General features: G+C 36.0%; 14 protein-coding genes and 3 pseudogenes. 12 read left to right on the forward strand and 5 right to left on the reverse strand.

The window, feature by feature from the left end:
- Positions 1-362: 362 nt before the first annotated feature.
- Positions 363-2,120 (reverse strand): arginine--tRNA ligase, encoded by a 1,758-nt coding sequence (gene argS, locus F6K22_RS16470; protein WP_293099821.1) that lies wholly within the window; start codon positions 2,118-2,120, stop codon positions 363-365.
- A gap of 124 nt (positions 2,121-2,244) precedes the next feature.
- Here argS and F6K22_RS42150 point away from each other — a divergent pair, with 124 nt between their 5' ends.
- Positions 2,245-2,643 (forward strand): helix-turn-helix domain-containing protein, encoded by a 399-nt coding sequence (locus F6K22_RS42150; protein ID WP_363273702.1) that lies wholly within the window; start codon positions 2,245-2,247, stop codon positions 2,641-2,643.
- Positions 2,644-2,661: 18 nt separating this feature from the next.
- Here F6K22_RS42150 and F6K22_RS42155 read toward each other — a convergent pair whose 3' ends face one another.
- Positions 2,662-2,895, reverse strand: a complete 234-nt coding sequence (locus tag F6K22_RS42155) for a hypothetical protein (protein ID WP_363273704.1) — start codon at positions 2,893-2,895, stop codon at positions 2,662-2,664.
- Positions 2,896-2,998: 103 nt separating this feature from the next.
- On the opposite strand from F6K22_RS42155, the pseudogene F6K22_RS42160 reads away from it, so the two are divergent.
- Both F6K22_RS42160 and F6K22_RS16480 read left to right on the forward strand, forming a co-directional pair.
- A pseudogene (locus tag F6K22_RS42160) lies at positions 2,999-3,490 on the forward strand (RNA-guided endonuclease TnpB family protein); the annotation flags it as partial.
- A gap of 622 nt (positions 3,491-4,112) precedes the next feature.
- A complete protein-coding gene (locus F6K22_RS16480) occupies positions 4,113-4,514 on the forward strand; it encodes a hypothetical protein (protein WP_293099824.1) in 402 nt (133 codons plus the stop codon).
- A 363-nt stretch (positions 4,515-4,877) separates the two neighbouring features.
- Here the strand turns inward: F6K22_RS16480 and F6K22_RS16485 are convergent, their stop codons facing one another.
- The gene (locus F6K22_RS16485) at positions 4,878-5,630 is read right to left on the reverse strand and encodes a DUF2330 domain-containing protein (RefSeq protein ID WP_363273708.1); all 753 of its coding nucleotides are present in this window, start codon (positions 5,628-5,630) and stop codon (positions 4,878-4,880) included.
- Positions 5,631-5,741: 111 nt separating this feature from the next.
- Positions 5,742-5,987, reverse strand: a complete 246-nt coding sequence (locus F6K22_RS16490; RefSeq protein ID WP_293099826.1) for a DUF2330 domain-containing protein — start codon at positions 5,985-5,987, stop codon at positions 5,742-5,744.
- 31 nt (positions 5,988-6,018) lie between these two features.
- Here F6K22_RS16490 and F6K22_RS16495 point away from each other — a divergent pair, with 31 nt between their 5' ends.
- From F6K22_RS16495 to F6K22_RS16530, 9 genes and pseudogenes are all read left to right on the forward strand, one after another.
- Positions 6,019-6,111, forward strand: coding sequence for a helix-turn-helix domain-containing protein (locus F6K22_RS16495; protein ID WP_293099829.1), 93 nt, complete (start codon positions 6,019-6,021; stop codon positions 6,109-6,111).
- A gap of 313 nt (positions 6,112-6,424) precedes the next feature.
- A complete protein-coding gene (locus F6K22_RS16500; RefSeq protein WP_293099832.1) occupies positions 6,425-6,730 on the forward strand; it encodes a hypothetical protein in 306 nt (101 codons plus the stop codon).
- Entirely contained in the window at positions 6,720-6,827 is a 108-nt protein-coding gene (locus tag F6K22_RS16505) for a hypothetical protein (RefSeq protein WP_293099835.1), read from the forward strand. The genes F6K22_RS16500 and F6K22_RS16505 overlap by 11 nt, the downstream gene beginning before the upstream one ends.
- On the forward strand, positions 6,784-6,978 hold the full coding sequence (locus F6K22_RS16510; protein ID WP_293099850.1) for a hypothetical protein: 195 nt from the start codon (positions 6,784-6,786) through the stop codon (positions 6,976-6,978). Before F6K22_RS16505 ends, F6K22_RS16510 begins: the two co-directional genes overlap by 44 nt.
- 12 nt (positions 6,979-6,990) lie before the next feature.
- Positions 6,991-7,095: pseudogene (locus F6K22_RS42165) on the forward strand (zinc ribbon domain-containing protein); the annotation flags it as partial.
- Positions 7,096-7,798: 703 nt separating this feature from the next.
- The gene (locus F6K22_RS16515; protein WP_293099838.1) at positions 7,799-9,187 is read left to right on the forward strand and encodes a malic enzyme-like NAD(P)-binding protein; all 1,389 of its coding nucleotides are present in this window, start codon (positions 7,799-7,801) and stop codon (positions 9,185-9,187) included.
- Positions 9,188-9,570: 383 nt separating this feature from the next.
- A complete protein-coding gene (locus F6K22_RS16520) occupies positions 9,571-9,813 on the forward strand; it encodes a helix-turn-helix domain-containing protein (RefSeq protein ID WP_293099841.1) in 243 nt (80 codons plus the stop codon).
- Positions 9,814-10,010: 197 nt separating this feature from the next.
- Entirely contained in the window at positions 10,011-10,781 is a 771-nt protein-coding gene (locus F6K22_RS16525) for an RNA-guided endonuclease InsQ/TnpB family protein (protein ID WP_293099843.1), read from the forward strand.
- Between the two features lie 79 nt (positions 10,782-10,860).
- Positions 10,861-11,040 (forward strand): hypothetical protein, encoded by a 180-nt coding sequence (locus tag F6K22_RS16530; protein WP_293099845.1) that lies wholly within the window; start codon positions 10,861-10,863, stop codon positions 11,038-11,040.
- A gap of 111 nt (positions 11,041-11,151) precedes the next feature.
- On the opposite strand, the pseudogene F6K22_RS16535 reads toward F6K22_RS16530, so the two are convergent.
- Positions 11,152-11,373, reverse strand: a pseudogene (locus F6K22_RS16535) (hypothetical protein); the annotation flags it as partial.

The following is an 11,373-nucleotide window of genomic DNA, read 5'->3' on the forward strand; positions in this document are numbered from 1 at the left end:
ATTCCCATACTGGTAAGGTACAAAATTTTAGGTTTGAGGGAACACTTAACTGGGAACAGGGAACAGAAAAGAAGAAAAACAACTGTACCTCATAACTTTGGGAATTGCTATATATGAGAAAATTGAAAATTATTAGTGCTGTAAGATTAGCGATTTTCCTTGGAAAAAGTCAAATAATTTGTAAATACTATTCCTTTGAAACTCCGAATTAAAAAAGTTTTCTTTTTCTTGTTAAGCTTTTGCCTGCCTACATACTAAATTATGATTATCAAATAACTATTTGAAAAATTCAAATTTTCTCAGTTCGCTAAATTCAACTCTTCATCTAGAGAAAGAGACAAAAAATTAAATTGAGGTACAAATCACATCCTTTCCAAAACAGAAATTCCCAACAAAGACAACCCCAACTTTAAAGTTCTTGCCGTTACATCACACAACAATAATCGAGAAGTACGCAAAGGTTCCTCCGACTTTAAAACCGGACAACTTTCAAAGAACTTATTAAACTTTTCACTCAACTCATATAAATATTCACAAAGACGATTAGGCAACAATTCAACAGCCACCATATTCAATACTTCATTCAACTGTAATAAATGTTTTCCTAACACCAACTCTTGCTCATCCTGCAAAATAATTTTTGCATCCTTTCTCAACTTTTCAAAATCAATTTCTCCCTTACGAGCAATTCCTTGAACCCGAACATAAGCGTATAACAAATAAGGAGCAGTATTACCCTGCAAAGCCAACATCTTATCGAAACTAAACACATAATTACTATTCCGATTTTGACTCAAATCTGCATACTTAACCGCACTTAAACCAACAACCCGAGCAGCATTTTCAATAAACTCTTCACTCTCCGAACGATTTTCCTCTTTCAACCTTTTTTCCAAATCATTCCGCGCTCTATTTATAGCCTCATCTAATAAATCTCTCAACCTTACAGTTTCTCCAGAACGAGTCTTTAATTTTTTCCCATCTTCTCCCAAAACCAAACCAAAAGAAACATGAACAACCTCTACATTTTCTGGTATCCAACCAGCCTTTTTTGCCACCTGCCAAACTTGAGAAAAATGATTACTTTGCCCAGCATCAGTAACATAAATTAATCGCGTTGCCCCCTCTTTTTCAATCCGATTAACTAAGGCAGCTAAATCAGTTGTCGCATAATTATAACCACCATCAGACTTCTGTACAATTAAAGGTAAACGCTCACCTTCCTTATTAATAAATCCTGCCAAAAATACACATTGAGCACCATCACTTTCTTCCAATAAACCTAACTTCTTTAATTCCTCCACAACCCCAGACAACATAGAATTATAAAAAGACTCTCCCCGCTCATTTAACTTAATATCAAGCAAATCATAAATAACTTGAAATTCCCGCCGAGATTGATTACATAAAAGTTGCCAAGCATAACGACTATCCTCCACACCCCCTTGTAAACTTACTACTTCTTTTCTAGACTTTTCCTTAAAATCTTCATCCTCATCAAACCTTTTTTTTGACTGCTTATAAAAAGCAACTAAATCTCCTATATCTAAAACATCAGCAGTTGTTAAAGCTTCCGGAAAAGCTTCCCGTAAATAAGTAATTAACATTCCAAACTGAGTACCCCAATCTCCCACATGATTTAGCCTTAGTACATCATCTCCCTGAAATTCCAGTACCCTTGCCAAAGAATCTCCGATAATTGTTGACCTTAAATGTCCAACGTGCATTTCTTTAGCAATATTAGGACTAGAAAAATCTATAACAACTCGCTGGGGATTTTTAGTCCGGGAAATATTCAGTCTTTCATCCTTAATTATTGTTTCTAGGCAGGTTTGGAGATATTCTGGTTTAAGACTAAGATTGATAAAGCCAGGTCCAGCAATTTCTGCTGGAAGACAAAAGTCAGTAATGTCAAGATTGTCAATAATTTGAGTAGCGATCGCCCTTGGTTGATTCTTTAATTTCTTGGCTAAAGACATTGCTACATTACATTGATAATCTCCAAATTTGGGATTAGTAGCAGGAACGACCATTGGATCTGTGCCTGCTAAATCTTGACCAAAAGCACTAACTAAAGCTTTGTCAAATTTAGTTTTGAGTTTTTCAAGAGTAGGTTCCATTGTTATGTTTGATATTTTCAACTTTTACCAGAAAATTGGGTTTAAAGCCTCGCCCATAAGCGGGCGACTTTTTAGTTGTTTTTTTCAACAGATATGTTATCATTTTTAGTCTCAAAGTCAGGTTATGAAAGCTAGATTTAAGTATCGTATCTATCCAACGCCGGGACAAAAATACCGATTAGCCAAGCTATTTGGCTGTGTCCGTGTTGTTTGGAATGATAGTCTAGCTTGCTGCCAACAGAAGTATAAATTAGGACAAAAGAAACCTGCTAATTCAGAGCTACAAAAGCTTTTTATTACTCAAGCTAAAAAGACTGAATATAGAGAATGGCTATCAGAAGTTTCTGCTATACCATTGCAGCAATCTTTGAATGACTTAAACCAGGCATATCAAAACTTTTTCAAAGTACGGACGTTGTATACAACGTCCCTAGGTGAGAGAAAAGGTAAACCTGTTAAACCTCCGCGATTCAAGAGTAGAAAGTCAAAGCAAACAGCTAGGTTTACATGCATGTGGGTTTAAAGTTAGTCAGCATAAAGTCTATTTAGCTAAGATTGGAAAGCTGAAAATTGTTTGGTCAAGAGAGTTACCTGCTACTCCATCATCAGTAACAGTAATCAAAGATGCAGCTAATAGATATTTCCTCAGTTTTTTAGTAGAAGCTTTACCAGAAGTATTGCCTAAAACTGATAACTCAGTAGGTATAGATTTAGGAATTAAAACTTTTGCTACATTTAGTGACGGTAGAAAGGTTGATGCTCCTAAGCCACTCAAGAAACGAATTAAGAAGTAGCCTCTTTCAGAGGAGCTGCGCTAACGAAAGTTAAGTAAGTCATTATCTCATAAAACTAAGGGGTCTAAAAGGTATGAAAAAGCGAGACTAAGAGTGGCTAAATTTCATGCCAAGTTAAAAGATACTAGAAGGGATTTTATGCATAAACTATCCACTAAAATAATTCGTGAAAACCAAACAATTGTTTTAGAAGATTTGAACGTATCTGGAATGGTGAAAAACCGTAAATTATCGAGATCAATTTCTGATTTAGGTTGGAGACAATTCCGGACATTCCTAGAGGGAAAAGCAGAGAAATATGGTCGTGATTTTAGAGTAATTAGCCGTTGGGAACCTACCTCTCAAATTTGCTCAAATTGTGGTTTTAAAGGTGGCAAGCTAGACCTTTCAGTAAGGGAATGGGAGTGTCTCAACTGCGGTGCAAAACACGACCGTGATGAAAATGCAGCAATAAATATATTAGTCGCGGGTGGACAGTCCGAGACAAAAAACGGACGTGGAGGCAAGCGTAAGACTACCGTCAAGGTAGCAGCAGCCAATGAAACGTCAACCCGCCGAGGAGCTAAGGCTCGGTAGGAATCCCCGTGCCTGAGAGCCGGGGAGGATGTCAAAGATAATAGCCTTTTGCCATGAGAAAAAACATTAATATCTGATACACTCATTCTGAATCTTGAGCAACTAAACTTAAAATTCTTGGTGGTTAGCACGGCCATTGCAATATAAATGTATTTTTTTGTAGCTTACGTCAAAAAAATATAGGACATCAAACAAAAGTTACGGTTGTAAATTGCTTAGATTTTTCTCCTGTTGACTCCAGCTTGATTCTGTAGGAACTAAAACTTAATTACCACAATCTTTGTTTCTATCTATGATGTTTCTGAGGATAGTGAAGTAAACTTGTCTTTCTTATTTCCTGTTCTTAGTAATCGCTGTTTCCTAAAATCTAGAATTTTGTTCCTGACTAACACCTGAGAATTACTATAGTCAGTTTCAAGCTATCTGAATTACAAAAAGCTGGAAATAGAAAAATTAATTCTGAGTCTTATGTGTGATTTAGGACAGTTAGATTAGTAATTATTATCTTATAGTTTTGTGATTTAGATAATAAAGATCGGATAATCATAGATATATAATTTTAAGAAATGTTAAGATAAACTAACATATCTCAGAAAAAAAATACTACTTGAGGAAATTTATCATGTTATCTAGACGGACTTTCGACGATCATTCCCTAAGTGAATCTTTTTATCAAGCACTAATTAATCGCTTTTATGAAGCTTTGAGTTTTTCCACTCAATCCCTATTAAATGAATGTAGTTTTGGCTTTGCCCCGGATTCACTTGGAGTCAAAACTTTTTTCATTATTACTCCTTCTATATTAGATGCAGATAAATTAGGTCAAGATATTGACAGTCTCAAAAATAGAGTAATTTCACTAATGCCAGGAGTAGGTAAACTTGCTATATGTGTAAATCCACTCAAAGAGCGAAAGGAATTAGAAACATCTAGAGATTGTGTCGATGAAACGCAAGAATTTTTGCCACGGTATATGATGTGTAAAATTTTTCCTATAGATTTATCGAATCAAAATCTAGATTAATTTTTCCATCCAGTATTAGATACTTTTGATATCTAAAATTTTTCAAATAATTTTTTTAGTTCAACCTCCGAAATAACTTTACCAGAAGGATTTTTAATTTCAAATTTGTCCTGGAAATACTTCCTACCTTCATTTTAGTCAATTGGTAACAAGATATATCTGCCTTGATAGAAAGTTTTATCGGAGGTAATCTTCAATAATTAATAATTAACAATTAATAATTAATAATTACCTCTTCTGTAATAGAAGGATTAGTTAAAAGGAATTTTTTTGTTTTTTATTCTTGAAACGAGAGGCTTTAATCTTTAATTTTTCGGTAAATTATAAATCCTGATTATAAGTGTTTTTTGTATACTGTAAATGTCATCTAGTGATAAATGTTTTTTGGTAATTCATACCCAATTTATTCAACTCTTGAGAATTTAACGGTATTGTATTACAAGGGTCACAAAAACCTGTATCCCAAGCATATTCTATAACTACAATTTCTTTGTTTGTAGCTTGAATAGTTGAAGTAAACAATTCTCGATAAAATTCGCCAAATTTTGACTCTATCTTTAGTGGCACATCAAAGTCACTGAGAATCATTACATTCTCATAATTACTAACTTCAGCACGACCAGTTTCACTAAGAAAATAAACGATGATATTCTGAGTATCCTCTGAGTTAATTTTTCCCAATTGAAAAGGTAACATAATCTGAGGATAATTCTTCACAGTAAACTGAAGAGGTCTTAAATTTTGAAAACCTAGTTGTTCTTGTGCTTCTAAGTTAACTCTTACTACAAAAAAGAAAAGTTTCTGATTAATATAGGGTTGCAGATATTTAGCAGCACTTCTAGGAATTTTATACTGATTTTCCCTTAACCAACTTTCCAAAGAATTAGACTCAGTTGCACTAATAACAATATTATATTCTCCCACCGTGAAGCTTTCTATAACTTTTACATTTTGGTTAGGAAATCTAGCTCTAGCTCCCCCACCTCTGAGAGCTGGATTACCATTAAAATAATTATAGTCAACTAACCTAGGAGCAGTAAAATCATCTAAACGTTGAAAAAGTTCTGGTGAAATAACTCTTAAATCTTGCTTTTTTAGTAAGTATTCAGCTATCAGCTATTAGCTATCAGCTATTGATGAGAGGAGGAAGTAAAAGCAATTAAAAAATTAAGATAGAATTAGAAGTTACTGTCAAAGTACGCTCTTTATTTACTGAGAAGGAATTATTCATTCATCCATCTGATAGCTGACTGCTAAGAGCTGAATGCTTACCTTTTTTAGTACAACTGGTACTGGTAAAATTAGAGCAAACTCTTCAGGTTCCCCCTTATAATCAAAAGCTAAACTGTAAGTTGTTTGATTATCTTGATGAGCGATCGCCACTTGTGAGCGGTTATTAAACATTTCAGCATCAACTTTTGCGACAAAAAAGCCACAGAAACTTCTAACTTTTTTGGCATCTATTATAATCATAGGGTATTTAGAAGTAATTATTCTAACTAAATTGATTACTTTAACTTATCAGTACAAACTCAAACCAAGCAAGCATCAAGAAGCAGAAATCAATCAAATTCTTGATGTTTGCAAAACTGTGTAGAATTACGCTCTGAAAGAGCGCAAAGACTGGTTGAATTCGAGAAAGTCATCAATCAACAGTTGTTCAATTATTTCTGAGTATATTATTCCTACTGATGCCCCTTATCCTAATTACAATTATCAAGCTAAAAATCTAACCATAGCTAAGAAAACTAATCCCAAGTTAAAGTCAGTTAATGCTCAAGTGTTACAACAAACTCTAAAGACTTTAGAAAGAGCTTTTTCGGAAATGAAAAGTTTAGGTAAAGGTTTTCCTAGATTCAAGAAAAAGTTGAGAAGCTTTGTTTTTCCTGCCATGTTAAAGAATTGCTTAGGTGCAGGTAGATTCAAGTTACCACAGCTTGGGTGGATTAAATTCAGGCAAAGTAGACCGTATCCGTGACGGAATGGTTGCTAAACAAGCTAGGATAGTCAAAAAAGCTACGGGTTATTATCTACTGGTTAGTTTTCCCTCAACAGAATTAGTCTCAGATAATCCAGTAGGTAAAATATCATTAGGAATAGATGCAGGAATAGAGTCTTTTCTAGCTACTTCTACAGGAAAATTAATCAAGTCTCCTAAGTTTTTGCTCTTGCCAACTGCGCAAGCTGAAATTACGGCAAAGAAGGTTGAAGCATAAAAATAAAGGGTCAAATAATTGGTTGAAACTTCAGAATAGAATAGCTAGACTGCATGAAAAAATCTCTAACACTAGACGTGATTGGCATTTTAAATGAGCTGCATCAACTGTGTAATTTAGCTGACAATATTTTTGTTGAAGATATTAACTTCAATTCTTGGTCTAGAGGCATTGTCAGAAAACAATCTTTAGATAGTGGAATTGGTCAGTTTATCAACGAAGTTTTACCTTTTGTTTGTTGGAGGTGAGGCAAGTATTATGCCCAAGTTGATAAGAATTATACCTCTCAAGAGTGTCCTAAATGTGGTCATATTGAGAAAAAGAAATTGTCATATAGAAAACATAATTGTAGCAACTTTCATTAATTGATAATTGATAATGGCGAACTTGATAATTACAAGAAGGTTAAAACCGAGAGGATTGAAGATCAGGAAATATTATTTCTTCTCTCTTGGGAGATTAGAGGCAAGCGTTTGCGCTTCGCAAAGCTTCGAAGTTCGCGTAGCGTCCCGGAGGGAACGGAAACCTCGCCATCCAAGGACCGCTTTTTTCCCCTATCCAAGGGGAGGCTTTAAACCAAAATTATTTAATTATTAATAATTAATAATTAATAATTCGGTAATTATAAACTAAACCGGGATGTAGCTGCTGCAAAAGTAATAGAGAAAAGAGGGTTAATAGCCGTGGGGCACACGGTACAAGAAAACGCTTGTGGAGACGGTCTGGCGGGGGTAGGAAGTGCTTGATTTTCTGCCTAGCTAAGAGTTTGAAACAAGAATCATCCGTTATAATCGAGCGATTTAACGGGCGAGTGTCAAAGACATAGAAACTAATATTAAGCTCCCTACTATAGATAATCTGATAAATTTTTTCAGTCCAGGTTTCAAGAACATATCAGTCGTTTCAGTTATCAGTTGTCAAGAAATCTTGAGTGGATTCTCTCCCATGTTCCGTACAAATGAAGAAATGAAGAAATTCCTGACTAAACCCAAGAAATACTAAATCACAACTTAAGATCGACTACGATGAAACTAAAATTTAGGACTTAAAACCTAAAACAAACCTAACATGGTACAACTAACACCAAATCCCTCATTTAGTTTAACAATTCGCCTCGAAACTCCTAACCGTGCCGGAATGTTGGCCAAAGTCACCCAAGCCATCGCATCAGAAGGAGGCAATATCGGCTATATCGACCTACTCGAACAAAGTCGCCAAATCACACTCAGAGAAATTACAGTCGATGCCTACAGTACAGAACATAGTGAAAAAATTGTTCAAGCTCTCAAAGCTTTACCAGAAATAAAAGTAGTCGATTTGTATGACCGAACCTTCAATTTACATCGTGGTGGTAAAATAACAGTCCAAGGCAAAATACCCCTCAAATCCCAAGCCGATCTATCAATGGCTTATACTCCAGGAGTAGGCAGAATTTCCAAAGCAGTTGCCGAAGACCCCGAACAAATCTACAACCTCACCATCAAACAAAATACAGTTGCCATTGTCACAGATGGTAGTGCAGTTTTAGGACTAGGAAATCTTGGCCCCGGAGGAGCTTTACCAGTAATGGAAGGTAAAGCCATGTTATTTAAAGAATTTGCTGGAGTCGATGCTTTTCCTATCTGTCTAGCTACTCAAGATACTGATGCTATTGTCGAGACAGTTAAAAATATTGCTCCTGTTTTTGGAGGAGTTAACTTAGAAGATATTGCTGCCCCTCGTTGTTTTGAAATAGAAGCCAAACTAAGAGAAATATTAGATATACCAGTATTTCACGATGACCAGCATGGCACAGCAATAGTTAGTTTAGCTGCCTTAATCAATGCCTTAAAATTAGTCAAAAAATCTATAGAAGATATTCGCATCGTTATTAACGGTGCTGGTGCTGCTGGAATAGCGATCGCTCGTTTATTGCGCAAAGCAGGAGCTAATATAATTTGGTTATGTGACTCTAAAGGTATAGTCTCAAAAAGTCGTACAGGTTTAAATCCAGAAAAACAAGAATTTGCCGTTGAGTCTTCAGGTACCCTCGCAGATGCTTTGGTGGGGGCGGATGTATTCTTAGGTGTTAGTGTGCCAGGAGTTGTCACTCCAGAAATGGTACGTTCTATGGCCAAAGACCCAATAGTATTTGCAATGGCTAATCCTATTCCCGAAATACAGCCAGAATTAGTTACAGGAGATGTGGCAGTTATGGCCACAGGTAGGAGTGATTACCCAAATCAAATTAATAATGTTTTGGCATTTCCTGGCATATTTCGGGGCGCTCTAGATTGTCGGGCCACTACCCTCACCTCTACAATGTACTTAGAAGCTGCTAGAGCGATCGCTTCATTAGTCAAAACTTCAGACCTTGACAAGGAGCATATTATTCCTTCAGTATTTGACACTAGGGTAGCTACGGCTGTTGCTGGTGCGGTAGCTCATGCAGCTCGCCAAGAAGGTGTGACTGTTTAAGTAGGATTTATCTACTCTACTGTTGAAGACTTACGCCAAAATTATAAAGTATAGCACTACTGTATATGTATCAGTACTTACGAAAGACACTACATATAGTAGATTTTATGAATAAAAACTATAACGTCTTAGTTTATGTAGTGTTTGGAGCTCATACCTTGGGTAAGTCCTGTGTATGATTAATGGCTGAAACAGGCGTAAGTCTGATTAAGTTTTCAATTTTTTATTTATATTTAGAAAAAATTATCAAAACGTTAGCAGAAGACCCGCACCATAATTTTATTTGGTGTCGGGATGAATGCTAACACATTTTTGTGCTACAATAATAGTATAATAAGGAAGCTATGCGGTCAAGCTTTAGTGTTAAGAAAAGGCCGAAAACAGTGAAAGCTAGATCTAAATATCGTATCTATCCTAATCATATTCAAATTAAGAAACCAAGTCAATTATTTGGATGTTGTAGATACGTTTGGAATAAGAGTTTAGAACATTGTAATCAACTAGATACTGATGGCCAAAAGAAACCTAGTTATGTAGACTTAACTAAGCAATTTATAACTAAGTGCCAAGAAAGAATTACTTTGGTTAAAGGAAGTTGCATCTACTCCATTGCAGCAGTCTCTTAAAGACTTAGACCAAGCTTATAGGAACTTCTTCAATAGTTGTACTGGTAAGCGCAAAGGAATCAAAGTAAAACCTCCTAAGTTTAAAGGTAGAAAATAAAGGCAAACTGCTAGATTTGTAGGAGCTAACTATAAAATTGGTCAAGATAAAATATATCTACCAAAAGTAGGTAAGATTAAAATAGTTTGGTAAGCGAGAATTGCCAAAAAAGCCTACATCTCTAACAGTTATTAGAGACTCTGCTAATAGATATTTTGCTAGTTTTGTTGTTGAAACTTGCGCCGAAATATTGCCTAAAAATAATAATTCAATAGGTATAGATTTAGGAATTTCTACATTTGCTACTTTATCTAGTGGCGAGAAAATTTTTGCACCTAAACCTTTAAAACAAAATCTCAAAAAGTTAGCCAAGTTTCAACGTAAATTTGCTAAGACTGAAAAAGGAAGTAACCGTCGTGAAAGACGTAGGTTAAAAGTTGCTAGACTTCATGCCAAAGTCAAAGACATCCGAACAAACTTTCTGCACAAGTTATCAACTAAATTGGCTAAACAATACGATGAAATTGTACTGGAAGACCTTAACGTTTCTGGTATGGTCAAAAATCGTAAATTATCTAAAGCAATTAGTGATTTAGGTTGGCGACAATTCCGAACTTTAACAGAGGCCAAATGTGAAAAGTATGGTCGTGAGTTTAGGGTAATTGATAGATGGGAACCTACAAGTCAGAGATGTTCGGTTTGCGGTTTTAAAGGAGGAAAGAAAGAGCTAGACGTTTCGCTGCGCGACATGAAACGTGAGTGGACGTGCCTAAATTGTGGTACTGTACATGACCGGGATGTTAATGCAGCAGTTAATATTCTCAATGCTGGCAGTCAATTAGAAGCAGTAGAACCTCAACCGATAATCAAAGTTGAGGTTCTACTGAAACCGAACTTGAAAACTCAATTCAGTCAAGTCTTTTCGATATAGTCGCGGGTGGGCAATCCGAGACTATAAACCGGACGAGGAGTCGGCGTAAAACTGGTCGTAAGAAAATCAGTAGCTAACTGTGAGTCGTCTACCCGCCCTGAGTTTGAACAGCTTAGTCTGTTTGAATAGATGGGAATCCCGTGCTGCAGGTGCAGGTCAGCGTCGGGAGGATGTCAAATGGATTTTGTTTGGAGTCAAAAATCATTGTTCCCAGGAATTTCTCCATAATCAATGGAAAATTTGTTTGTGTGGAGACTGACACCCAAATCTTGATTGGATATAGTTAGTCAAAACTATAGCGCTATAGTTATAGACAACCTCTTTTCATTTATTTGATTGAGACTCAAAAATCATTGTTCCAAGAAAATTATTAGGTAGTCCTGCATGGTAATGGTGAGGATATATATTTTTTAATTTCTTCCACACTCCCCATCTCCCCATCTCCCCATCTCCCCATCCCCCCATCTCCCCATCCCCCCATCTCCCCAAACTCCCGCGCCCACCTCTGAACTCCAGTCACATGACGTTGTCCACCTCGTATGCCGTCTTTTGCTTCACAAAAAACATAAAACACACAATATCCAAAAAACTG

Source organism: Okeania sp. SIO2F4, assembly GCF_010672385.1.
Classification (GTDB): Bacteria; Cyanobacteriota; Cyanobacteriia; order Cyanobacteriales; family Microcoleaceae; genus Trichodesmium.